Source organism: Pseudomonas sp. ICMP22404 (assembly GCF_006227205.1).
In the GTDB taxonomy this organism is placed as follows: Bacteria; Pseudomonadota; Gammaproteobacteria; order Pseudomonadales; family Pseudomonadaceae; genus Aquipseudomonas.
In genome coordinates, this window is the sequence record NZ_VCNG01000008.1 from 13,644 (window position 1) to 37,274 (window position 23,631).

The window sequence follows — 23,631 nt, forward strand, 5'->3', positions numbered from 1 at the left end:
CCGCTCATGAGCAAGCCTTTGATGTACCTGCTGGCCGGCAACGGCAGCGCCGCCGATTGGTGGGACGATGCATTGCCGCACTTCGAGCGCTACGAAGTGGTGCCACTGGAGCTGCCCGGCTTTGGCAATCATCCTCAAGCGCCGTGCGAAGACCTGGCCGCCTACGCCCAGGCTTTGCTGCAGATGACGGTCAAGGGCAGCGCGATCACGGCGGTAGGGGTGAATGCGTTGTTGGTGCTGCATGCCTTGCAGCGTCAACCAGGGCACTTCTGTCGCAGTGTATTGTTGGCGCCGGTTGGAGCTTTTTTATGGCAGCGCCGTCTGCCGGCGTTGATGTCGCCTCTGCCACTGCGCAAAACCATTCATTGGTTACTGGCAAACCAGCCGACGCTGTTTGCCCGCAAGTTTTCCAACCAGACCTGGACGCCTGCGCAGTACCAGCGCATGGGGGCCGGGTACGCCCGCTGTCGTGCCTTTGTGCCGCACTGGGATCTGGTGCGCGCGGACACCGCGCTGCCACTGCTGGAGTGGATCACCGACCCGGTCGAACTGGTCTGGGGCGACCAGGACAATGTGCTGGGCATCGAGCAGGCCGCGGCGTGGTCAGCGATTCTCGCCCGCGCCGATCTGACCATCAGCCTGAAGCCCGGCTGGGGTCACTATCCCTGGATTGACGCGCCGAGGGAATTCGTCGCGTGGCTGGAGTCAGGCGAGCGAGGGTTCGTCGCCCATACCAAGGGTGGGCGCTTGCGCCTGGCGGCTCTGGCCGGGCAAGCGGTGCCTGCGGCGCTGTCGCTCAACGACTGCCACGATCCGCGCCTGCCGGCGTTCCTCGACAGCCAATCGGACGCTCTCTGGGCGGTGCGCTCCTCCAGTTATGGCGAAGACCAGGCCGATGCGGCGAACGCGGGCCTGAGTACCACCTTCTTGCGAGTATCGACACAGGACGTGCCGGGGCGCGTTGCCGAGTTGAGTGCGACGGGGGTCGAGGAAGTGGTGGTGCAGCGGTTCATCACGCCGCGGCTGTCCGGGATCGCCTTCGTCCGTCACTTGGCCGTCGAACTGGAGTGGGTCGAAGGTCATCTCGAGTCGTTGGCCGACGGCCAGGCGAGCCCCGAGCGCGCGATCATTTCGCGCCTGGGGGAGGCGTGGAACAGCGACACGTTCAAGCCTTCCCACGGCCTGACCGCCGATCAGCTATGGCGCTTCCTGCAAAGCGTGCTGCGGGTTTTCCACTACGTGCCCGGTGACGTTGAGTGGGCTTGGGACGGCAGCCAACTCTGGTTGCTGCAGTATCGGCCGATCAGCGACTACGGCTGGCGTCGACACCTGACTGCCGCCAACATCGCCGAGATCCTGCCGCCGCAACCCAGTGTTCTGGTGGAATACGCCCAGCGCCGTGCTGCGGCGAGCATTCCCGCGATCATGGCGCGCTGGGACTCGCGGATATTGCAGGACAACGAGCCCTTTACCGCGGTGTTTGGCGGTGCTTCATACATCAATAACGACCTGTTTCTCGCGCGCCTGGCGGACTGGGGCATCAGCGCCAGCAACTACGCGGGTGAGGTCGGCGGCGCTACGCCCCATCTGCCTTGGCGACCGCTACGCCTGATCCGTTCGCTGCCGTTGTTCCTGCGCATGCAGCGCATCGCTCGTGGGCATTTGCCAACGTTGGAAAGGGGGTTGCGGCGCTTCGATCGGGAGCTGCTCGAACTGACCGGACAGGGCGTCGACGGGCAGCGATTGGCGGACTGGTTCACCCGTTTCTATGTATTCGTGGTCCAGGGCAACCTGTGCATCGCCACTGCGTTGGCCAGCAGCGGTGGCGACTGGCTGGGACGACCCCCAACCGCCTATGACAACCTGGAGTGCGCCCCGCATCGACTGCCTTGGGAAACCGACCCGGCTACGCCGCGTCCGGCACCGACCGAGTTGCCGTTGCAGGCGTTCCCCCAATGGCCCTTGGCGGTTCGCCTGGCCCATTCGGGCGGTTTGCCAGGGCTGCGCGGCTACTACCTGCAAGTGCGCGAGTGGTACCGCGATAACCTGATGCGGATTTTCTTTCGCCTGCATCACGCCATGCCGGCGTCCGAAAGGGCGCATTGGTTCGCACCGCATCCGGACATCCGCAGCCGCGAGGGTAGCTTCTGGCAGGATGGTCGCGAGGGCACCGAGCAAGCGAGTGGGTTCCTGATCTACCCGGGACAGGTGCAAGGCATCCTGGGCGACGACATTCTGCTTGAAGAGACCTTGGACCCAGGTCGCCATGCACACTATCAGAACGCCCGGGCGGTGATTGCGCGCATGGGCGGACGCTTGTCCCACGGATCGACCTTGTTGCGCGAACTGCGCAAACCCTCGGCGGTGCTGCCGCAGGTGAATGCGGCCTGGCTGGGGCGCGAGGTGCTGTATCGGGATGGGGAGTTGACGTTAGTGGAGTAGAAGGGGGCGGGGTGTGACTACCAGTAATCCGGTTTGATGGCGGGGGCCTTGCGGGTGGGCACCCGGTTGGGGAATTGGTGGGCTTGGAGCTCGTCACAAGTGACAACGCGGCGCATCCAGTGAGCGTGCTCTTTTAGGGAGCCGGGAGCAAGGCGCTTGGAGCCGGTTCGGTAGGGGAGCACTACGCCGATCCTGAGGTGAGGAAAGTCTTCTCGAACGGCTCTCAAAGCTGGAGCCATATCGGTGTCGCCGGAAACGAGCACAAGCTGCTCGATACGTCTTCCCCATGGCAACGCCTCTTGTTTGGAGGCTAAGCGATACATGCTGACTGCAATGTGGACGTCCGTTTCCTTTTCTTCAAGTTTCCAGATGGCAACCGTATCCTGGCGTGAGGCACTGATCTTTTTACTGATAAAACGAGGGGCATTGGCGCGTTCGAGCTGATGGCGTCCATAGTGAACAGTAACTTGGCTGGCCTTCAAGGCTCGCACATAAGAGTCCTGAGCTTCTTTGGAAACTATTCCGCGCGTTGCCAGTTCCGGTTTGACGGAGGACGTGAAGTAATCAACGGAAGCCAGTGAGCTCTGAGGATTCTCGACCCGGGCTATGTGTGTCAAAAGCTGCGTCAGGTTCAACCATTTATAAGGCGTGCCGGCGAGCAATCCATAAAAAACGTTATAGCCATCAACGAAAAAAGCGGTACGCACAAACTCAATCCCCAGAGACGAAAAAACCGGCCGAAGCCGGTGTTTTCACCCCAACTGCCAGAGAACCTAATCTCTGCGTACGAGGTTGAGCAGTGGGCAAATCGTAATCCTGGGATGATCCTGCGTCAACCGTGGATGGATAAGCTCCGGCACCGGCACGATTGAGTGTTGCTCGTCTTTATTGTGTGGAGGCAAGGTGTTTCTGGGCCGATTGGTCAAAAGTGTATTTCAGTGGTTTTCCATAAGTATGACGCCGCTTGGAGGTCTGGATAATCCATCACCTATTGCTGATGAGAGTGAGTGGATCTGCCTAAGCTCTTGTGGGATTTGATACCGACCAACGTAAGCAAAAAACCAAGTGCCTTTTGACCTTCTCCCAACCTTTTTGAAACAAGAGATTTCCCAAACCTGACCGCATCTCCCTTGACGCTCCTCACCGCTGTCGTAGACTCCGACCATCCGTCAGGGAGTAGCGGTCATGCAGCGTTTTCGTAGTTGGGTTATGGGATTGGCCTTTGTAACGTGCGCAGCCCAGGCGCAGACGCCTGTGGCAGACGATCCGTTGCTCGAGAGCAATGTGACGGCCGGGGCGGCAGGGGGTAACGAGGCGCGAGGAATACTTAGGGCGCGGGATCAGGCGGTGTTGGCCAGTGAGTTGGCCGGACGTATCGTCGAATTGCCGTTCAGTGAGGGCGAGTCGTTCAAGAAGGGCGATACCCTCGCACGTTTCGATTGTTCGGCTTATCAGGCCCAGCTCAACGCAGCCCAGGCAGCGAGTCGGGGCGCCAATGAGGAGTTGGCGCATAACCGGCAACTGGAAGCATTGAAATCCGTCGGGCGCTTCGAAGTCTCACGGGCCGAGGCTCGGCTCAGCGAAACCCAGGCGCAATCCCAGGTGTATCAGGTCCAGGTCAAGCGCTGCAGTGTGATCGCACCGTTCGATGGGCAAGTGGTGGCGCGCAAGGTCCAGCGTTATGAAAGCGTGGCGGCCGGTGCGCCGTTGCTGGACGTGGTCGACAACCGCACCCTGGAGATCCATCTGCTGGTGCCGTCGCGCTGGATGAGCAGGCTCAAGCCCGGACAGTCCTTTACGTTCACCCCCGATGAAACCGGCCGGCCGCTGCAAGCGACGGTCAAGCGCCTCGGCGCGCGTATTGATGAAGGCAGCCAGACCTTGCTGCTGGTCGCGAGCCTGCCCGACGCCAGTGGCTTGCTGTCCGGCATGAGCGGTACGGCCCGTTTCGCGGAGTCCAAGTGAACGCGCCGGTCATGGGCAGCGTCGAGCAGGTATTTGCGCGCTTTCTCGATCTGGAGCGTCAGACGCGGGCCGCGCGTAACCCGGCGCAACTGAGCTACAGCCTGGTCAATGATGGTCAGGCCCTGTTCGGGTTTCGCCACGCCGCGCTGCTGATCGCCGGCAAGGTGCAGGCGGTGACTGGCGTCAGTGCCGTGGAGCCGAATGCGCCTTTCGTGGCGTTTGTCGAGCAGGCGGTGGCGCAATTGTTCAAGCAAGGCGTGCTGAACCAGGCCCGGGTGATTGCCGCCGATGGGGTGAGCGAAGCCGTGCAGGCGGACTGGCGAAGCCTGTCGGCCGCGCAGGTATTCTGGCTGCCGTTGATCGATCACAAGGGGCTGGTCTTCGGTGGCCTGTGGCTGGCCCGCGACCAGCCCTGGACGCCGGCCGAGCAAGTGCTGCTGTCGCAACTGGGCGACACCTACAGCCATGCGTGGCTGGCGTTGCAACCACGCAAACCATGGCGCCTGCGCTGGACGCGCAAGCGCCAGGTCGCACTGGTGGCGGTGCTGTTGCTGGGCTTGCTGGTGCCGGTGCGCCAGTCGGTGCTGGCCCCGGCCGAAGTGGTGCCGCTGGGTGGCCAGGTGGTGGCGGCGCCGCTGGACGGCGTGATCGCCGAATTCATGGTCAAGCCCAATCAGGCCGTCAAGAACGGTGACCTGTTGCTGCGCTTCGAAAGCACCAGCCTCAAGGCCCAGGCTGACGTGGCCGAGCGCGCGTTGGATGTGGCCGAGGCGGAGCTCAAGGCCAACTCCCAGCGCTCGTTTGCCGACGCCGAGTCGAGTTCCAAGATCGACCTCCTGGCCGCTCGCGTCGAACAGAAACGTGCCGAGCGCAACTATGCCCTCGAGTTGCTCAAGCGCAGTGAAGTCCGTGCCGAACGGGATGGCATCGCGGTGTTTGCCGATGTCGAGCGCTGGCTCGGCAAGCCGGTGCAGACCGGCGAGCGATTGATGGAAATTGCCGACCCCAGCCAGGCTGAGCTGCGCATCGAACTGGCGGTCGGCGATGCGATAACCCTGGCCCCCGGTGCGCAAGTCGCATTGTTTCTCGACAGCGATCCGTTGCAGCGGCATGTGGCCTGGCTCGAGCGTTCGGCCTATGAGGCGCAACCCACCGCCGCCGGGCAGCTTGCTTATCGATTGGATGCGCGCTTCGACGCCGCGGCACCGCGCATCGGTTTGCGCGGCACGGCGAAAATATTCGGAGATCGTGCGCCGCTGGCGCTGTACCTGTTGCGTCGGCCACTGGCAGGTCTGCGCCAGAGCGTAGGTCTGTAGCATGGTGCTGCCGAGTCTGCGGCCGGACCTGCAGCTGTCCCCAGCGGCGCCGGACCCTGATGGTTCGCCTCAGTGGACCCTGGCCGATCCGGTGCGCGGGCGTTACTTCAAGCTTGGCGCGGCGGCGATGCGCATGCTGCGACATTGGTCCCTGGGCGACCCGGAACGGGTGCTGCAAGCCGCGAACCGTGAACCGGGCCTGCCCCTCAATGGCGAGTCCCTGGAGCAGTTGCTGGGCTTTCTGCGTGGCCACGATCTGATCAGCGCAATGGACCCGCAACAGCGCGACAGCTATCAATTCAAGACGGCCGCCCGGCGCCAGAGCCTGTGGCAGATCCTGTTGCATCAATACTTGTTTTTCCGGATCCCGCTGTGGCGTCCGGACGCCTTTCTCAACCGCGCCTGGCCCTGGCTGGCACGGTTCGGGCCCAAGATCCTGCGCTATGGACTGCCGCTGACCCTGGGTTCGGGGATTTTCCTGGTGTCACGGGATTGGCAGCGGTTCCTGGCGACTTTTCCACACCTGTTCAGCCTGGGCGGTGCGCTTGCGTTCGGGGTGGCGTTGTTTTTCGCCAAGCTGTGCCATGAGTTCGGCCATGCCTTCATGGCCAAGCGCGCCGGTTGCCGGGTGCAAAGCATGGGCGTGGCGTTCATGGTGCTGTTGCCGATGTTTTATACCGATGTCAGCGACGCCTGGCGGATCAATGATCGGCGGGCCCGGTTGCTGATTGGCGCCGGCGGCGTGCTGGCGGAACTGCTATTGGCGTGCATCGCCCTGCTGGCCTGGTCGTTGTTGTCCGATGGGCCCGCCCGCACCGCCGCATTCATGCTGGCCAGCGCCACCTGGATCACCACGCTGATCATCAACCTGAATCCCTTCATGCGCTTTGACGGGTATTTCCTGCTCAGCGATTTCTGGGCAGTGGATAACCTTCAAGGCCGTGCGTTTGCCCTGTGTCGCTGGCGTTTGCGCGAAGCTTTGTTCGGCTATGGCGTGGCAGCGCCGGAGCCCTGGTCGCCGAAAATGCGTCGCCGCTTGCTCATATGGGGATATGGCTCGTGGTTGTGGCGCGCGGCATTGTTCTTTGGCATCGCCCTGGCGGTCTATCACCTGTTCTTCAAGGTGCTGGGCATTTTCCTGATGATGGTGGAATTGGTCTGGTTCATTTTCATGCCTATCGTGAATGAGTGGCGACAATGGTGGCAGCGTCGCGAGCAGGCCCATGGGCCGCGGGTGCTGCTGACTGGATTGGTCTTGCTGGCGCTGATCCTGGCCTTGCTCTTGCCCTGGCGCAGCGCCGTGGAAGTGCCGGCGATGCTTGAGGCCGGACGTGCCAGTGCCTTGTACGCGCCGGTGGCGGCACGGGTCAGACAGGTGAATGTGCACGATGGGCAGGTGGTGGCCCAGGGCGACGTGTTGATTGAATTGGAGTCGCCGGACATGGCGTCACGCCTGAGCATCGTGCGCCGGGAAATCGAGATCCAGCAATTGCAGATGCGCCGCCGGGCCGGCCGTAGCGAAACCGCCGCCGACGCGGGCATCGTCGAGCAGCAACTGGCCGAAGCCGTCGCCGAGTACCGCGGCCTGGTCGCCCAACGTGAGCGCCTGTTGCTGCGTGCGCCCCATGCCGGCCAGGTGCGTGATCTGCTGCCGCAATTGGCGGTGGGCCGCTGGTTGTCACCCACGCAACCGCTGGTGCGGGTGGTGCAGGCCGATTCCCGCTTGCGCGGCTACCTTACCGAGGCCGAGCTTTGGCGGGTCGGGCCCGGTGCCACGGGGCGATTCATCGCCGATGATCCGATGCACCCTTCGATTGCCGTGCAACTGAATGAAGTCGACACCAATGGCGCCGCCTGGGTTGAGCAGCAGGCGTTGACGTCCGATCACCATGGGCCGATTGCCGTGCGCCGCGATTCGCAACAGCGGGCCGAGCCCGTGCAGGCGCAATATGGCGTGCGCCTGAGCGCCATCGATGACGAAGCTGCGCCGCCGCAACCGCTGCGGGGCGTCGTGGTGTTGCAAGGGCAGGGCGAATCGATATTGGGAGCGGCCTGGCGTCGGTTGGCGGCGTTGGGTGTGAGGGAAAGCGGGTTCTAAGGAGAGCACATGGAGTCAGTAGCGGCAGAGGGACTGGTGGTGCGGCCGTCGCGGGTCAGTGACGGTCCATTCTTGCAGAGTCTTTATCAGGCGGCGCGACCGGATCTGCAATGGATCGATGGCGAGCACGAGCAGGTGCAGCAGGTGATCGCCCAGCAGTTTCAGGTGCAGGAGCAGGGGCTGGGGGACAACTTCCCCAATGCCATGCATTACGTCGTGGAAAAACTGGGTACCGCCATCGGCGCCTTGAGCACCGATTTCGGTCCCAATGAAATTCGCGTGCTGTACCTGGCCTTCATTCCCCAGGCCCGTGGACAGGGTTATGGCCGGACGGTGTTGCAAGGCGTGCAGAAAGCCGCGCAGCAGATCCGCTGCCCGGTGGCGACCGTGGTCTGGACCAGCAACCCTCACGCACGTCGGCATTACCTGGCACTGGGCTTCGAAGTCCAGGAGCGCAACCCGGCGGCGGAGCGGTTGGTCTGGTATCCGAAAGGGAACTGACAGCTCAATATTCCTTAGTGTGTGGGAGGCGTTTGTGTGGGAGCAAAGCTTGCTCGCGATAGCGGCAGACCAGTCAATATTGTTGCTGCCTGACTTGTCGCAGTCGCGAGCAAGCTTTGCTCCCACAGGGCCGCCGCCCTGCGATTGAAAAATCAGTTACGGGATGGGAACAGACCGTTCAGGGCAATGCTGAAGTTGATGACCAGGAACGGGTTCATGATTGCCATCGGCAGGCCGTTGCCCGTAGGGGCTACCGTGCCGCTGACCGTGGTGGTCACGCCTTTCAGCGGTACTGGCGACGCACCTAGCTGGTCGGAATAGATATTCGCCGCACCCGGTCCGGTGCCTGAAGTGCCGATGAAGGAGTTGGTGGCCGTTGGCGCGTTCAGTGGATTGCTGGCCGGGTTCGCCAATTGCAGGGTGGTTGCGGCCGTAATACCCGTAAGGGTGTGGGTGTGATTGGGCAGGTTGTTCAATGTCGCCGTAACGTTTTCGGTACCTGAAGTCTCGCCGATGACACGCGGGGTCAGGCCCAGGCCGTTGCCCTGGCCCAAGGTCTGTCGGCCTTGCAGGTTGGGGAGCATGAAGTTGGTCTGGCCATTGCCTCCGTAGTAGGTGCCGATCAGTGAAAACAGCGCCTGGTATTGCGAAATGCCAAGTGTCTGCCCGCTGCACAGCGCCCAGCCGCTGGGTGCGAAATTAAAGGCAAACGACTGGATAGTGCCCATGAATACTTCCATAGATTCCTCGTCCTTCAGGTTATCGTTCTGGTATCGCCAGGGGGAAAATTGCGTTCAGTTCGACTCCGTCCCTGGTCTGGTTACGCACGGCTGAGCTTAGACGCGGTTGCCGTGCTCTGCCGGGTGGGATTCGTGGATCGGCCACTAGGCCTGTGGGCACCACAAATCCCTTTTGGGAGCGAGCCTGCTCGCGAAAGCGGTGGGTCAGTCGCATTCTTGTCGAATGTGCCGCCACCATCGCGAGCGGGCTCGCTCCCACAGGGTCACTCGGATGGCTCACGCTAGTTGAATGCGATGTAGAAATACCCCACCGTCGGATCCCGTCCCATGGGGGGTATCCGCGACACGAATACGTCTTCGAGTCTGCCCAGCTCGGGCACTTCCAATGAGCACAAGCCGTCCACGAAATCAGTGGCCTGCAAACTATTGAATTCGACGCTGAAGGGCATGCGCTCTGCGTTGGGCATTTTCGCCCGAGGCGCTTGTTCGAGGGTTTCGATCCGCACGGGTAAGCAACTGCCGTCGGGCAGGATCAGGCTGCTGGTCAGGCCCAGCAGTGGTTGGAAATGGTGGCTATGAACTTCTTGCAACATGTCGATACTCCAACGGACCGGAGGACCGTAGTCCTCCGGTGGATCATCAGTTACGGGATGGGAAGTAGCCTTGCAGGGCAATGCTGAAGTTGATCGCCAGGAATGGGTTCATGATTGCCATCGGCAGTCCATTGCCGGTAGGGGCGACCGTACCGCTGACCGTCGTGGTCACACCCTGCAGCGGTACCGGCGAAGCACCTAACTGGTCGGAATAGATATTCGCCGCACCCGGCCCTGTGCCCGAGGTGCCGATGAAGGAGTTGGTGGCCGTTGGCGTATTCACCGGGTTGCTGGCCGGGTTCGCCAGTTGCAGGGTGGTTGCGGCGGTTATACCGGTCAGGGCGTGTGTGTGGTTGGGCAGGTTGTTCAGCGTCGCCGTGACGTTTTCGGTGCCGGAGACGGTGCCGATCACCCGAGGGGTCAGCCCCAGGCCGTTGCCCTGGCCCATGGGCATCCGCCCCTGCAAATTGGGGAGCAGAAAAGTGGTCTGGCCGTCGCCGCCGTACGTCACGCCGATCAGGGCAAACAAGGTCTGGTATTGGGCAAGACTGAGCGTTTGCCCGTTGCACAAGGCCCAGTCCCTGGGGGCAAAGTTGAAAGCGAACGGCTGGATAGTACCGATGAATACTTCCATAGAATCCTCATCCTTCAGGTTGTTGGTCTGTGGTATCTGGCGGATACAACGGGAAAGCTGTGATCACCTGGCCTGGTCACGCACGGCTGAGCGTAGACGGGGTTATTTCGTTCTGCCCAAGGACTGAAAATGGCTGACGCTTGGCTTAATCGATTCAGGTTGAGGGAGGACCTATACCGTCCATCTTTTTTACAGGCTCAGATGTATTTGATATCAAAGTAGTACTAGTCGAGGTTTGTTTCCTCGTCTACTCTTCGGACACAAACGGACTACAAACGGTGATAGGGATTGTCAAAGTTTCACTTTATTTCCGGTCTGCCGCGCTCAGGTTCGACCCTGCTTTCTGCAATTCTTTTGCAGAACCCGCGCTTTCACGCCGGCATGACCAGCCCCGTCGGTACGCTGTTCAGCAGCGTGTTGCAGCAATGCAGTGCCGGCAGCGAATTCGGTTCGGTGATCGACACCGACTTGCGCCGTCGCCTGCTGCGCGGGTTGTTCGACTCCTACTATGCCGACAAGGCCGACAAGCCCGTCATCTTCGACACCAACCGCCAGTGGTGCGCACGTTTGCCCGCGCTGCAGGATCTGTTCCCCCAAGCCAAGACCATCGCCTGCGTGCGCAACGTCGCCTGGGTGCTCGACAGTCTTGAGCGGCTCTACCGCGCCAACCCGTTCGAGAACACCAAGCTGTTCAACGATGATGACGAGCGCAACACCGTCTACAGCCGCTGCGAAACCCTGGCCCAGCGCAACCGTCTCGTGGGGTATGCGTGGACAGCGCTCAAGGAAGCCTATTACGGCGAAAACGCCGAGTCATTGCTGATCGTCGACTATGACCTGTTGAGCCAGGCACCCGAGCGGGTGATGCGGCTGATCTACGAGTTCATCGACGAGCCCTGGTTCGAACACGACTTCAATCATTTGACCTACGACGCACCGGCCTTCGATCTGGCCCTGGGCGTTGCCGGCCTGCACAAGGTCAAACCCAGGGTCGCGCCGCAAGCGCGACGGACCCTGCTGCCGCCGGATCTGTTCGAAAAGTATGCCGAGTTGTCGTTCTGGCGCGATGGGTCTGCCAGCGCCGCCAATGTCATTCGTATGAAAACCGACGCCGCGCTCAGTTGAGCGCGGTTTATTTCATTTGCGTGTTCAAGCAGTTCGAGTCCGGGTGAACGTCATGTGGTGGAGCAAAGGTAAATCGCGGGTAATCGAGGGTGCACAGGCCCTGGCATCGCCAATGATCATGTCTCTGGAGCCGCGGATGCTGTTCGACGGCGCTGTCGCCGCGACCGTGGCCGATGCCGCGCAGCCGGACGCCCATCCGACCGCCGACGCGGCCAAGACGCCCACGGCCGATCAGGCCACCGATACCCACGCGGCCCAGGGCCAGACCGATGCCACCGAGGCCGCCGTTCCGGGCAAGTCGGTGGTATTCGTCGATTCCCGGGTCAAGGATGCCGCCAGCCTGCTCGAAGGTGTGGCGCCCGGTACCCAGGTCGTGCAACTGGACGCCACCAAGGACGGCCTGCAACAGATCGCCGATTACCTGGATACCCACCAGGGAGTCAGCTCGGTGCAGATCATCGCCCACGGCAACGCCGGTGATCTGTGGTTGGGCAACGCCTATCTGTCGGCGGAAAACGTCCAGGCCCGCAGCGAGGTGCTGGCGCAGATCGGCAAGGACATGAACGCGGGTGGCGACATCCTGATCTACGGCTGCTACACCGCCCAAGGTGATCGTGGCCTGGAACTGGTCGATTCGCTGGCGCAGTTGACCGGCCGCGATGTGGCCGCGTCCAACGACCGTACCGGCCTGGGGGGCGACTGGGACCTGGAAATCGCCACCGGCAACATCGAAAGCGCCAATGTGCTGTCTGCCAGTGCAATGAGCGACTATCAATGGGGTCTCGCCACCTGGACAGCCACCAATAACGCCAACACCGGCGTCGGCTCATTGCGTGCGGCCCTGGCCTCTGCGCAGAACGGCGACATCGTGACCTTCAGCAGCGGCATGACCGTCGCGCTGACCCAGGTGCTGGTGGTCAACAAGAACGTGACCATCGATGGCGACCTCAATAACGACAACGTCGCCGATGTCACCCTCGATGGGCAATTCCGCACCCAGGTCCTCAACGTGACGTCCGGTACGACGGCGACCCTCGATGGCTTGGTGATCACCCGTGGCATGGTGGCGGGTGACGGCGGCAATGGTGGCGTCGATGCTGCGGTCGCCAAGGCCGGTGGTATCTACAACGCCGGCACCTTGACCCTGAAGAACGTCACGATCACCGCGAACGCCGCATCGGGCGGTGGTGGCGGTGGTGGCGTGACGCCGCAGTATGCCGGCGGCGGTGGTGGTGGCGGCGGCGCGGTCGGCAGCGGTACGGGCGGCCGGGGCGGCGACACGATCAATGCCACGGGCTCCGTCGGTTCGACGGGCCAGGGCGGTGCCGGCGGTGGTTTCTTCAACATGGGCGGGCGGGGTGGTAACTCCACCGGCGGCGCCGGCGGTGCCGCTTACCCGGGCTATAGCACTGGATCGGCCGGCGGCACGGCGGCCAGCGCCGGCTTGTCCATCGGCGGTGGTGGTGGCGGTGACGGCTACAACGCGGTCGGCGGTGCCGGTGGCGGCGCGGTCGGCGGCATCTACAACGACACTGGCGCGACTCTGCGCATCATCGGCAATTCGGTGATTTCCAACAACATCGGCGCCGGTGGCGGCGGTGGCGGCGGCGGTGCTGGCGGTGGCTACACCCACACCGGCGGTGCGGGCGGCGTCGGCGTTGGCGCCATCTGGAACAAGGGGACGATCCTGATCACCGCCGCCAACTTCGCGGCCCTGTCAGGTAACGTCGGCGGCAGCGGTACCGGGGGCGGCAGTGCGGGCACCTCGGGCACGTCGCCGGCCTCTGTCGCCAACGTCTACGGTGACGGCGGGACCATCAACACCAACTATGTGCCGGACTTGACCCCGCCTACCGCGACTGTCGTGGTGGCCAATACCAGTCTGAACTCCGGCGGCACATCCCTGGTGACTGTCACCTTCTCCGAAGCCGTGACGGGGTTTACCTCAGCCGACCTGACGGTGCAGAACGGCACCGTGGGTGCCTTCAGCAGCGCTGATGGCGGTATCACTTGGACCGGCACGCTGACGGCGGCCAGCAACATCGCCGACACCACCAACGTCATCACCCTGGACAACACCGGCGTTGTCGACCTGGCGGGCAACGCTGGCGTGGGCTCCACCGATTCGAACAACTACGTGGTCAACGACACCGTGGCGCCGACGGCGACCATTTTGGTGGCCGATACCGCACTCAAAAGCGGTGAAACCTCGGCCGTCACCATCACGTTCTCCGAAGCGGTGACCGGCTTCACCACCGCCGACCTGACGGTGGCCAACGGTACCCTCACCGGGTTGAGCAGCAGCGACGGCGGCATCACCTGGACCGCTACCCTGACCCCGGATGCCGATGTGACCGACACCACCAACCTGGTGGTTCTGGACAAGACTGGCGTCGCAGACCTGTCCGGCAACGCCGGGGTGGGCACCACCAACTCGAACAACTACGCCATCGATACCCTGCGCCCGACCGCTACCATCGTGGTAGCCGACACCGCGCTGAGCGTTGGCGAAACTTCCCTGGTGACCATCACCTTCAACGAGGCGGTGACCGGCTTCACCACCGCCGACCTGACGGTGGCCAACGGTACCGTCACCGGGCTGAGCAGCAGCGATGGCGGCATCACCTGGACCGGGACGCTCACCCCGACCGCGAGCATCAGTGACACCTCGAACCTGATCACACTGGCCAACAGCGGCGTTGCCGATCTGTCTGGCAACGCCGGCACGGGTACCACCGACTCGAATAACTATGCCATCGACACGCTGCGCCCCACCGCGACGATCGTAGTGGCCGACACCGCGCTGAGCGCGGGTGAAACCTCACTGGTGACCATCACGTTCAGCGAGGCCGTCAGCGGGTTCACCCTGGCCGACCTGACGGTCGCCAACGGCTCCTTGAGCGGGTTGAGCAGTGCGGATGGCGGTATCACCTGGACCGCGACGCTTACCCCAAGCGCCAGTGTCACTGACGCCACCAATCTGATCGTCCTGGCCAATACCGGGGTGAGCGATGCGGCGGGCAACGCCGGCAGCGGCACCACCAGCTCCAACAACTACGCCATCGACACGCAGCGCCCCACCGCCAGCATCGTCGTTGCCGACCCCACGTTGAGTGTTGGCGAAACCTCGTTGGTGACCATTACATTCAACGAGGCGGTCACCGGTTTCACCACCGCCGACCTGACGGTGGCCAACGGTACCGTCACCGGGTTGAGCAGCGGCGACGGCGGCATTACCTGGACCGGAACATTCACTCCGAGTGCCAGCACCACCGACGCGACCAATCTCATTACCCTGGACAACACCGGGGTAAGCGATGCGGCGGGTAACGCCGGCAGTGGCACCACCGACTCCAACAACTACGCCATCGACAATGTACGTCCTACCGCCACCGTGGTGATTGCCGATACGGCACTTGCCGCTGGCGAAACCTCACTGGTGACCATCACCTTCAGTGAGGCGGTGACCGGTTTCACCCTGGCCGACCTGACCGCTGCCAATGGTAGCCTGAGCGGGCTGAGCACCAGCGACAACATTACCTACACCGCCACCTTCACTCCGAGCGTCGGCATCAGCGACACCAGCAATCTGATCACCCTCGACAACACCGGTGTCGTGGACGGTGTGGGCAATGCCGGCACCGGCACCACCGATTCCAACAACTACATTGTCGATACTCAACGTCCGACCGCCACCATCGTCGTGGCCGATAACGCGTTGAGCGTCGGCGAAACCTCGCTGGTGACCATTACGTTCAGCGAGGCGGTCAGCGGCTTCGACAACTCGGACCTGAGCATAGCCAACGGCACGCTGAGCGCCGTCAGCAGTAGCGACGGCGGCATCACCTGGACCGCTACCCTCACGCCGAACCTCGGGATCGTCGACACCACGAACGTCATCACGCTGACCAATACCGGTTTCAGTGATGCGGCGGGCAACACGGGTACCGGCACGACCAGTTCGAACAACTACCAGGTCGACACCAACGTGCCGACAGCCACCATCGTGGTCGCCGATTCGTCGTTGAGTATCGGTGAAACTTCGACGGTGACCATCACCTTCAACGAAGCGGTGAACGGGTTCGACAACAGTGACCTGACCGTCAGCAACGGCACCCTGACCAGCGTCAGCAGCAGCGATGGTGGCGTGACCTGGACGGCCACCTTTACCCCGAGCGTCGGTATTTCCGATACCAGCAACGTGATCACCCTGGACAACACCGGCGTGCGCAACGGTGCGAGCAACGCCGGGGTCGGCACCACCGACTCCAACAATTATGCCGTCGATACCGTGCGCCCCACCGCGACCGTCGTCGTGGCCGATACCGCCATCGGTGCTGGCCAGACCTCGCTGGTGACCATCACCTTCAGCGAGGCGGTGACCGCTTTCACCACGGCCGACCTGACGGTCGCCAACGGTACGGTCACCGGGTTGAGCAGCAGTGACGGAGGTATCACCTGGACCGCGACGTTTACGCCGAGTGCCGGCATCAACGACACCAGCAACGTCATCACCCTCACCAACGGCGGTATCGCCGACCTGGCGGGCAACATCGGCACCGGCACCACCGATTCCAACAACTATGCCATCGACACCCAGCGTCCGACCGCCACCATTGTGCTGAACGATTCAACGCTGCGGCCGGGCGAGACCGCCCAGGTGACCATTACCTTCTCCGAGGCCGTGACCGGCTTCACCAACGCTGACCTGAGTGTTGCCAATGGCAGCCTGAGCGCGGTCAGCAGCAGCGATGGTGGCCTGACCTGGACCGCCACGTTCACGCCGACCGTAGGTGTGAGCGATGCCACCAACCTCATCGTCCTGGACAACACCGGCGTAAGCGATGCGGCCGGCAACGCCGGGACAGGGACCACCAACTCGGCCAATTATGCGGTCGAGACACAGGTGCCGACCGCCACTGTCGTGGTAGCGGACAGCTCACTCACGGTGGGGGAAACCTCGCAGGTGACCATTACCTTCTCGGAAGCGGTCAGCGGCTTCGACAATTCGGACCTGAGCGTGAATAACGGCACGTTGAGCAATGTGTCGTCCTCCGACGGTGGCGTGACCTGGACGGCAACATTCACCCCGAGCACCGGCATTTCCGACACCAGCAACCTGATCAGCCTGGACACCAGCGGCGTGGTCAACGTTTCCGGCAACAGCGGCGTCGGCGTGGTGAACTCCAACAACTATGCCGTCGACACGGTGCGCCCGGGCGCCACCATCGTGGTGGGCGATACCAGCCTGGGCATCGGCCAGACCACCACCGTGACCATCAGCTTCACCGAGGCGGTGACCGGTTTCGACCTGTCGGACCTCAGTGTCGCCAACGGTGTGCTGTCCAACCTGGCCAGCAGTGACGGCGGCCTGACCTGGACGGCGACGCTGACGCCTTCGGCGGGTGTCAACGACGCCACCAACCTGATTCTGCTCGACGCCAGCACCGTGCAGGACATGGCCGGCAACGCCGGCGCGGGTATCGCGATCTCCAGCAACTACGTACTCGATGCTACCCGGCCGACCGCGACTATCGTGGTCGCCGATTCAAACCTGACTGTGGGTGAGACGACCCAGGTGACCATCACCTTCAGCGAAGCCGTGGCCGGTTTCGATCTGTCGGACCTGAGCGTCACCAACGGTGAACTGACCAATCTGACCAGCAGCGATGGTGGCAAGACCTGGACAGCGACCTTCACTCCCACGGTGAATCTCACCGACCCGAGCAACTTCATCGCCCTGGACACCAGTAACGTCAGCGACGTGGCGGGCAACGCCGGGGCAAGCGTGGCGGTGTCCAACAACTATGCAATCGACACGGTGGTGCCCAACGACGTGAAGCCACCGCCGGAGTTCCTGACGTCGGATCCCGTCACGGTCATTCCGCCATCCGATGTGCCGTTGCAACCGATCGTCTTCACGCCACCGACGGGCGACCTGGGTTCGCCATTGGGCTTCCCACCGCTGTTCGAACAGCGTGATGTGGGCGGCGGTCTGCGGCCTATAGGCGATATTTTCATCAACCGTGGCGAGCTGGCGCCAAGCTATATCGCCCAGGTATTCAGTACTGATGCCGCCGGCGATGGCTCGGGTCAAGGGTTCCTCGGTTTTGGGGGCGGCGATGGCGGGGTGTTCGGCAGCAGCACCATTTCGACCTTGTTCAACCATGATTCCGGCACCGATAACGAGTCGATGAATGCCTTCGGCAACGCGTCGATGCAGGGGGGGGATGTTTCCCAAGGTATGCGCGGGATGTTCGGCGCACCGACCTTGGGCCAGCAATTGCAACACATCAAGGACACTGAGCAACGTCAAGTCGACAGTCTGGCCATGGCGCTACAACAGGTAGGCGTCAGCCAGGCACAGGCCTGAAGCATTCAATAAGAAAATTGTGCGGCAACCAGGGGCATTCCAGGGAATGAATAGAAGTCAGAAGTTATTCGGTATGAGTCTGCTGGCCGTGATGGTCAGTGGGTGTGCAGTCACCAGTGAGCCGATCGATCGCAGCGTCAGCGAACAGCGCGCCCAAACCGATCTGCAGAACATGTACAAGGGCCAGGAGCCCCTCAGCGGCCCGTTGACGCTGCACCAGGCCATGGCCCGGGCAGTGAAATACAACCTGGAAGGGCGCCTGAAAATCATGGAAGAGGCCCTGGCCAAGCGGCAGTTGGACCTGGCCAGTTTCGACATGCTGCCACGCATGGCGTTGGATGCCGGTTACGTGGGCCGCAACAACGTCAACGCCTCCAGCAGCCAGAGCGTGGAGACCGGCACCCAGTCCCTCGAACCGTCGACGTCCCAGGACCGTGATCGTGAAGTGGCCGACCTCACCATGGTCTGGAACGTGCTCGATTTCGGCGTGAGCTACATCAGCGCCAAGCAGGCCGGTGACCAGCGGTTGATCGTCCAGGAACGCCGGCGCAAGGTGATCAACACCATCGTCCAGGATGTGCGTTCGGCCTACTGGCGAGCCATGGCTGCCGAACGCCTGCTCAAGCAGATCGACAGCCTGATGGCCCGGGTCGAGGCGGCGCGCAACAACAGCCAGAGCATGAGCGAACAGCGCATCGGTGACCCGGTGCAGGCTCTGGGTTACCAGCGCTCGTTGATCCAGGCCACCCGCCAGCTCGAAGAGCAGCGGCGCGCGTTGTCCCTGGCCAAGACCGAACTGGCCACCCTGATCAACCTGCCCTTGGGCACTGAGTTGACCCTTGCGACCCCGGATGAGTACGAGATCCCGGAACTCAAGGTCGACATGGCCCGTCTCGAGCACGAAGCCCTGGCCAGCCGTCCGGAACTGCGCGAGCAGGATTACCAGACACGCATCACGGCCGCCGAAACCCGCAAGGCCATGCTGCGCCTGCTGCCAGGGCTGGAGTTTTCCGCCGGCGGGCACTACGACAGCAACTCGTTCCTGGTGGAGCAGGGCTGGGCGGACTATGGCGTGAAAGTCACCTGGAATCTGTTCAACGTGATCTCCGCTCCGGCGGCCATCGACGTGGCCAAGGCCGGTGAAGAAGTGGCGGCGGCGCGGCGTCAGGCAATGTCGATTGCCGTGCTGGCGCAGTTGTACGTCGCCAACGCCAACTACCGCGATGCGCTGCGCCAGTTCAAGACCAACCAGCAACTGTCGGACATCGATGGGCAAATCGTCGGCCAGTTGCGCAGCCGTCATCAGGCCGCCGGCATCGGTGAGCTGGACCTGATCCAGGGCGAGCTCAATACCTTGCAGGCTGACCTGCGACGGGATCTGTCCTATGCCGACCTGCGCAATGCCTATGGTCAGATCTTCGCCAGCGCCGGTCTCGACCCGATGCCTGATGAAGTGCAATCGACCCAGGTGCAGTCGATCGCCACGGCACTGGCCAGCCGCGAAGCGGCCTGGGCCCAGGGCGACATCACGGTGCCGAAGGCGGCGGTGAAGCCATAACCGGGCGTGGGCATGACGCGTCCGGCGTTTTCCCGGCTACCGGTGACGGTGGATCTGCCCCTGCTGTTGCAAGCACTGGCGGCCATTGAGGACGATCGCTGGCAGGGGCATTTCAACAGCGCCTATTACCACGGCGACTGGAGCGGCGTGGCGCTGATTTCGGCGGCCGACGCGCTGACCGAATTGTCGCCCGGCCAAGGGCAGCCGTTGCGCCGGCCGCCCTGGTCAAACGATGATCGCTGGCACCAGGCGTTGCGCGACTGGTCCGTGGAGATCGTTTCGGCCCGGCTGCTGCGGCTCGGCCCCGGCGGCCGGATCCACGAACACCGTGACTATGACCTGGGCGGACCGGACGCCGACCTGCGCCTGCACGTGCCACTGCTCAGCCCGCCCGAAGTGGATTTCTGGCTGGAGGGGCAGCGCATCCCGATGAAGGCGGGTGAGTGCTGGTTTCTCGACTTGTCACGGCCCCATCGTGTCGACAATCGGGACCGGTTGCCACGGGTTCATCTGGTGCTCGACTGTCGCCCCGGCCCCTGGCTGGAGCAACAGATTGTCGATGGGCTGCCCACCACCCCAGCTGTCCGCGACGAACTCGGCGACTTCCTGCGCTTTCAAGAGCAGGTGGCAAGCGATCCGCAACTCGCCCGGACCCTGCAGAGCCTGGCAGACCCGGACGCCTTCATCGAATGCGCCCTGACGCTGGCTGCCCGGCAAGGGCTGCAGGTGCGCCGGGAGGAATTGCGGGCGGCCATGCGCAACGGTCGTCGGCAGTGGAGCGACCAATGGAAGGCCTGAACCTGCAAGGCTGGCTGCCGATCCGCGTGTGGCAAGAGGCGGGGCAATGGCGGGTCGATTGGTGCTGGTTCGGCGAGAAGCCCTTGTCGCAACCCTTCTTCGGTGATGCCGTGGAAGACGCTTTGCGCCTGCCCTTCAATCAGGCGTTCCGGCGCCAGACTCCCTTGGACGCGCTCGCCCAGTGGCAGTGCCAGAGCCCTGGCCTTGCGCCCAGTGCATTCATCTTCCATGCCTCGCGCTGTGGCTCGACACTGATCAGCCAGATGCTGGCGCAACTGGACGACCACATCGTCGTATCCGAACCGCCGCCACTGGATCGGCTACTGCGCAGTGATCTTCCCGCCGCCGAACGCTGTGCGGCGCTCAAAGGGTTGCTGTCGGCCTATGGGCAGCCTCGTCGAGGCGTGGAGCGGCGATTGGTGATCAAGCTCGATGCCTGGAACATCGGTGAGCTGTCACGGCTGCGTGAGTGTTTTCCCGATACGCCTTGGCTGTTCGTGTACCGCGACCCGCTGGAAATTGCCGTGTCTCATCTGCGCCGCCCCGGCATGCACATGGTGCCGGGGATGATTGGTCCGAGCATCCTGGACGACGGGCTGCCTTTCGGCGGCCCGGAAGACTTCATTGCGCGTAGGATCGGGCGATTGCTGCAGGCCGGGTTGGAGCAATGCCAGGCATCCGCCGCACAGACGGTTGACTATCGCGAGCTGCCCGACGCCATGGCAGGCAGGCTGGCGGTCTTTTTCCAGCTTGATGAGGTGCAGCGCAGGCAGGCGTTCGCCAGCGTGAAGCGGCACGCCAAGCAGCCGGCGCAGGGTTTTACCGGCGACAGCGAGGAGAAGCGCCGGGAGGCGTCGCCCTTGTTGCGCGAGCGGGTACAGGCGTGGGCGCAAGGGCCGTATGAAGCCCTGAAGTCCCTGCCAAGGTAATCAGTTCTATGGCCTGTTTAGGCTCGGCGGCGCTCCATCAGGGCTTGTTCGGTGACAACTCCGCCATCCCCTTGAGCAAGTCGATCGGCAGGGGGAAGACAATGGTGGAGGACTTGTCCCCGGCAATCGACCCCAACGTCTGCATGTAGCGCAGTTGCATGGCGCCTGGCTGGCGCCCGAGCATCTCGGCGGCTTGCATGAGTTTTTCCGACGCCTGCAGCTCGCCTTCGGCGTGGATCACCTTGGCCCGCCGCTCCCGTTCGGCCTCGGCTTGCCGGGCGATGGCGCGAATCATCGATTCGTTGAGGTCCACATGCTTGATCTCGACGTTCGCCACTTTGATGCCCCAGACGTCGGTCTGGGCGTCCAGCACCTGCTGGATATCGCCATTCAATTGCTCGCGCTCGGCCAGCAGTTGGTCCAGGTCATGTTTACCAAGCACGGCGCGCAAGGTGGTCTGGGCCAGTTGGCTGGTCGCCATGAGGAAATTCTCGACCTGGATGATTGCCTTCTGCGGGTCGAGGACGCGGAAATACAGCACCGCATTGACCTTCACCGAGACGTTGTCGCGGGTGATCACGTCCTGCGGCGGTACATCGAGCACTATGGTGCGCAGGTCGACGCGGATCATTTGCTGCACCACCGGAATCAGCAGGATCAGCCCGGGTCCCTTGACCTGCCAGAACCGGCCGAGCTGGAACACCACCGCACGCTCGTACTCGCGCAGGATCCGGAAGGTCGACGCGGCCAGTGCGATCAACAGCAACAGCAGCATCATAAAACCGATTTGCATACCCATCTCATGCTCCTTGTGAGTCAGCGGGGACCACTTCCAGCATCAGGCCCTTGCGTGCGACGACGCGCACCGCTTGTCCAGCGCGTAGCGACGTCGCGCACGCCACTTGCCAGCGTTCGCCTTCCAACTGCACCCAGCCATGGTGATGATTGCCGACCTGCAGGGTGGTAATCACGGTGACGCTTCCCAATAACGCGGCATCGCCGCTGACGGGGTGGCGCGGCCGGGTTTTCAACGCGCGGAACAACAGAAAAATCAGCAGCAAGGCACTGACCAGGCCCAGCCCGACCATCAAGGGAACAGGCACATCGGCATTGGTCAGGATAATCGCGCCGACGACACACAAAGTGATGCCGCCCAGCCCGGCCACACCATAGTTGGGCAAGGCCACCTCGGCGATCAGTAATGCCACCCCCAGGGCAATCAGCCAGAAACCCAGGGAGTTGGCGACCATCAACGCAGGGCCATCGGCTGCCAGCGTCGGCCCGCTCACGGCCAACAGCGCAAGCATCAAGCAGCGAATATTCACCGGATCCTCCGCAACGCCCGTGCGTGACGTTTATCCACAGTCGTTACTTACAGTCTAGTCGAACCGTGGGTTGATCGAATTTTGAGCAGTCTGGCGATGCTCCAGAGGCTAGACTGCTGGGAGAGAAGCCGCATCCAGCCATGTCAGGAGTTCCCATGGAAACCCCAATCCACAGCCTCCCCGCCCTGTTCAAGCAACTGGGGCTGCCCGACGACGCCATCAGCATCGATCAGTTCATTGCCAGCCATTCACCCCTCAAGCCCGAACTGCACCTGGCTGACGCGTTCTTCTGGAGCAAGAGTCAGCAGCAATTGTTACGCGACGAAATCCTCGAGGATGCCGATTGGGCGGTGGTGGTGGATCAGTTGGACGTGTTGTTGAGGAAAGGGCGCAGTGACTGATGCAAATGCAGAACCTGTGGGAGCAAGCCTGCTCGCGATAGCGGTCTCACATTCAACGCAGAGCTGACGGATATATCACTATCGCGAGCAGGCTCGCTCCCACAAAGTTGATATTCATTTTTATTATTAACAAATAGCTTCTTATTCCTTAAACAATATATCTCTCCTCCCTATACTCGTCCCTGAACAGACACGCAGGAGAGCACCCATGCGCAACGAATCGACTCGCTACCTGATTGTGCCGGGCTGGCAAGGATCGCCGGAAAATCATTGGCAGACCTATTGGCAGAACAGTCTGCCCAACAGCGCCCGGGTCGAGCAGGACGACTGGCTGACGCCCCGGCGTGAAGACTGGGTGGCTGCGCTGGCCGAAGCCATTGCCGCCGACAACACCCCGGTGATTCTCATTGCCCACAGCCTGGGCTGCATCACGGTTGCCCATTGGGCCGCCACCGCGCCGCTGCAACTGTTGCGGCAGGTTCGCGGGGCGTTGCTGGTCGCGCCGGCGGATGTCGAGCGGCCGGCCTGTGTGCCTGCGCTGCGCAATTTCGCACCGATTCCCACCGATCCGTTGCCCTTTCCCAGCCACGTGGTCAGTTCCGACAACGACGCCGCAGTGAGTGCGCCGCGGGCGCTGGAGTTGGCGCGTAGTTGGGGGGCCGAAGCCGGGATTCTGGCCGGGGCGGGGCACATTAACGTGCAGTCCGGCCATCAGCGCTGGGAGCAGGGTTTCGCCTATCTCTATCGTCTGCAAAACCGCATGGAGCATCACGCCCTGCGTCGCGCCTGAATTTTTTGACGCCCTTCCGTTACCCGGCGGTGTGGGGCGGGAG

18 protein-coding genes are annotated in these 23,631 nt (G+C 62.7%); 12 read left to right on the forward strand and 6 right to left on the reverse strand.

The window, feature by feature from the left end; translation table 11 throughout:
• The first annotated feature begins 6 nt into the window (after positions 1 to 6).
• Positions 7 to 2,442: an alpha/beta fold hydrolase gene (locus FGE05_RS15200; protein WP_139646157.1), complete on the forward strand. Its 2,436-nt coding sequence runs from the start codon at positions 7 to 9 to the stop codon at positions 2,440 to 2,442.
• 17 nt (positions 2,443 to 2,459) lie between these two features.
• Here the strand turns inward: FGE05_RS15200 and FGE05_RS15205 are convergent, their stop codons facing one another.
• Complete coding sequence (locus tag FGE05_RS15205) at positions 2,460 to 3,149, reverse strand: NYN domain-containing protein (RefSeq protein WP_139646159.1); 690 nt, start codon at positions 3,147 to 3,149, stop codon at positions 2,460 to 2,462.
• Positions 3,150 to 3,627: 478 nt separating this feature from the next.
• On the opposite strand from FGE05_RS15205, the gene FGE05_RS15210 reads away from it, so the two are divergent.
• From FGE05_RS15210 to FGE05_RS15225, 4 genes are read left to right on the forward strand one after another with little or no spacing between them, the layout of a single operon-like run.
• Entirely contained in the window at positions 3,628 to 4,407 is a 780-nt protein-coding gene (locus FGE05_RS15210; RefSeq protein WP_139646161.1) for an efflux RND transporter periplasmic adaptor subunit, read from the forward strand.
• Positions 4,404 to 5,723: an efflux RND transporter periplasmic adaptor subunit gene (locus FGE05_RS15215; protein WP_139646163.1), complete on the forward strand. Its 1,320-nt coding sequence runs from the start codon at positions 4,404 to 4,406 to the stop codon at positions 5,721 to 5,723. The genes FGE05_RS15210 and FGE05_RS15215 overlap by 4 nt, the downstream gene beginning before the upstream one ends.
• 1 nt (position 5,724) lies before the next feature.
• Positions 5,725 to 7,821 (forward strand): efflux RND transporter periplasmic adaptor subunit, encoded by a 2,097-nt coding sequence (locus tag FGE05_RS15220; protein WP_139646165.1) that lies wholly within the window; start codon positions 5,725 to 5,727, stop codon positions 7,819 to 7,821.
• Between the two features lie 9 nt (positions 7,822 to 7,830).
• Positions 7,831 to 8,322 (forward strand): GNAT family N-acetyltransferase, encoded by a 492-nt coding sequence (locus tag FGE05_RS15225; RefSeq protein ID WP_139646167.1) that lies wholly within the window; start codon positions 7,831 to 7,833, stop codon positions 8,320 to 8,322.
• Between the two features lie 152 nt (positions 8,323 to 8,474).
• Here the strand turns inward: FGE05_RS15225 and FGE05_RS15230 are convergent, their stop codons facing one another.
• From FGE05_RS15230 to FGE05_RS15240, 3 genes are all read right to left on the reverse strand, one after another.
• A complete protein-coding gene (locus FGE05_RS15230) occupies positions 8,475 to 9,062 on the reverse strand; it encodes a phage tail protein (protein ID WP_139646169.1) in 588 nt (195 codons plus the stop codon).
• A 281-nt stretch (positions 9,063 to 9,343) separates the two neighbouring features.
• On the reverse strand, positions 9,344 to 9,655 hold the full coding sequence (locus FGE05_RS15235; protein ID WP_139646170.1) for a hypothetical protein: 312 nt from the start codon (positions 9,653 to 9,655) through the stop codon (positions 9,344 to 9,346).
• A 46-nt stretch (positions 9,656 to 9,701) separates the two neighbouring features.
• The gene (locus FGE05_RS15240; RefSeq protein ID WP_139646172.1) at positions 9,702 to 10,289 is read right to left on the reverse strand and encodes a phage tail protein; all 588 of its coding nucleotides are present in this window, start codon (positions 10,287 to 10,289) and stop codon (positions 9,702 to 9,704) included.
• Between the two features lie 288 nt (positions 10,290 to 10,577).
• Here FGE05_RS15240 and FGE05_RS15245 point away from each other — a divergent pair, with 288 nt between their 5' ends.
• From FGE05_RS15245 to FGE05_RS15265, 5 genes are read left to right on the forward strand one after another with little or no spacing between them, the layout of a single operon-like run.
• Positions 10,578 to 11,414, forward strand: a complete 837-nt coding sequence (locus FGE05_RS15245; RefSeq protein ID WP_047700034.1) for a sulfotransferase — start codon at positions 10,578 to 10,580, stop codon at positions 11,412 to 11,414.
• 52 nt (positions 11,415 to 11,466) lie between these two features.
• Positions 11,467 to 17,787 carry an Ig-like domain-containing protein gene (locus FGE05_RS15250; protein ID WP_139646175.1) on the forward strand — a complete coding sequence of 2,107 codons (6,321 nt, stop codon included), beginning with the start codon at positions 11,467 to 11,469 and terminating at the stop codon, positions 17,785 to 17,787.
• Between the two features lie 46 nt (positions 17,788 to 17,833).
• Positions 17,834 to 19,345, forward strand: a complete 1,512-nt coding sequence (locus FGE05_RS15255; RefSeq protein ID WP_139646177.1) for a TolC family protein — start codon at positions 17,834 to 17,836, stop codon at positions 19,343 to 19,345.
• A gap of 12 nt (positions 19,346 to 19,357) precedes the next feature.
• Positions 19,358 to 20,143: an aspartyl/asparaginyl beta-hydroxylase domain-containing protein gene (locus tag FGE05_RS15260; RefSeq protein ID WP_139646179.1), complete on the forward strand. Its 786-nt coding sequence runs from the start codon at positions 19,358 to 19,360 to the stop codon at positions 20,141 to 20,143.
• Positions 20,131 to 21,072, forward strand: coding sequence for a sulfotransferase family protein (locus tag FGE05_RS15265; RefSeq protein ID WP_139646181.1), 942 nt, complete (start codon positions 20,131 to 20,133; stop codon positions 21,070 to 21,072). The genes FGE05_RS15260 and FGE05_RS15265 overlap by 13 nt, the downstream gene beginning before the upstream one ends.
• Positions 21,073 to 21,109: 37 nt before the next feature.
• On the opposite strand, the gene FGE05_RS15270 is transcribed toward FGE05_RS15265, so the two are convergent.
• Both FGE05_RS15270 and FGE05_RS15275 read right to left on the reverse strand, forming a co-directional pair.
• Positions 21,110 to 21,871, reverse strand: a complete 762-nt coding sequence (locus FGE05_RS15270; protein ID WP_139646183.1) for a slipin family protein — start codon at positions 21,869 to 21,871, stop codon at positions 21,110 to 21,112.
• A 1-nt stretch (position 21,872) separates the two neighbouring features.
• On the reverse strand, positions 21,873 to 22,397 hold the full coding sequence (locus tag FGE05_RS15275; RefSeq protein ID WP_139646185.1) for an NfeD family protein: 525 nt from the start codon (positions 22,395 to 22,397) through the stop codon (positions 21,873 to 21,875).
• Positions 22,398 to 22,552: 155 nt separating this feature from the next.
• On the opposite strand from FGE05_RS15275, the gene FGE05_RS15280 reads away from it, so the two are divergent.
• Together FGE05_RS15280 and FGE05_RS15285 are read left to right on the forward strand one after the other, a co-directional pair.
• Entirely contained in the window at positions 22,553 to 22,798 is a 246-nt protein-coding gene (locus tag FGE05_RS15280; protein ID WP_139646187.1) for a DUF2789 domain-containing protein, read from the forward strand.
• A 208-nt stretch (positions 22,799 to 23,006) separates the two neighbouring features.
• A complete protein-coding gene (locus FGE05_RS15285) occupies positions 23,007 to 23,588 on the forward strand; it encodes an alpha/beta hydrolase (protein ID WP_139646189.1) in 582 nt (193 codons plus the stop codon).
• The last annotated feature ends 43 nt before the right edge of the window (positions 23,589 to 23,631 follow it).

Excerpts from the sequence above, each read along its gene's own strand:
- FGE05_RS15200 (WP_139646157.1), top strand. The coding sequence starts at position 7 with ATGAGCAAGCCTTTGATGTACCTGCTGGCCGGCAACGGCAGCGCCGCC.
- FGE05_RS15210 (WP_139646161.1), top strand. The coding sequence starts at position 3,628 with ATGCAGCGTTTTCGTAGTTGGGTTATGGGATTGGCCTTTGTAACGTGC.
- FGE05_RS15220 (WP_139646165.1), top strand. The coding sequence starts at position 5,725 with ATGGTGCTGCCGAGTCTGCGGCCGGACCTGCAGCTGTCCCCAGCGGCG.
- FGE05_RS15225 (WP_139646167.1), top strand. The coding sequence starts at position 7,831 with ATGGAGTCAGTAGCGGCAGAGGGACTGGTGGTGCGGCCGTCGCGGGTC.
- FGE05_RS15230 (WP_139646169.1), bottom strand. The coding sequence starts at position 9,062 with ATGGAAGTATTCATGGGCACTATCCAGTCGTTTGCCTTTAATTTCGCA.
- FGE05_RS15235 (WP_139646170.1), bottom strand. The coding sequence starts at position 9,655 with ATGTTGCAAGAAGTTCATAGCCACCATTTCCAACCACTGCTGGGCCTG.
- FGE05_RS15240 (WP_139646172.1), bottom strand. The coding sequence starts at position 10,289 with ATGGAAGTATTCATCGGTACTATCCAGCCGTTCGCTTTCAACTTTGCC.
- FGE05_RS15250 (WP_139646175.1), top strand. The coding sequence starts at position 11,467 with ATGTGGTGGAGCAAAGGTAAATCGCGGGTAATCGAGGGTGCACAGGCC.
- FGE05_RS15255 (WP_139646177.1), top strand. The coding sequence starts at position 17,834 with ATGAATAGAAGTCAGAAGTTATTCGGTATGAGTCTGCTGGCCGTGATG.
- FGE05_RS15260 (WP_139646179.1), top strand. The coding sequence starts at position 19,358 with ATGACGCGTCCGGCGTTTTCCCGGCTACCGGTGACGGTGGATCTGCCC.
- FGE05_RS15265 (WP_139646181.1), top strand. The coding sequence starts at position 20,131 with ATGGAAGGCCTGAACCTGCAAGGCTGGCTGCCGATCCGCGTGTGGCAA.
- FGE05_RS15270 (WP_139646183.1), bottom strand. The coding sequence starts at position 21,871 with ATGGGTATGCAAATCGGTTTTATGATGCTGCTGTTGCTGTTGATCGCA.
- FGE05_RS15280 (WP_139646187.1), top strand. The coding sequence starts at position 22,553 with ATGGAAACCCCAATCCACAGCCTCCCCGCCCTGTTCAAGCAACTGGGG.
- FGE05_RS15285 (WP_139646189.1), top strand. The coding sequence starts at position 23,007 with ATGCGCAACGAATCGACTCGCTACCTGATTGTGCCGGGCTGGCAAGGA.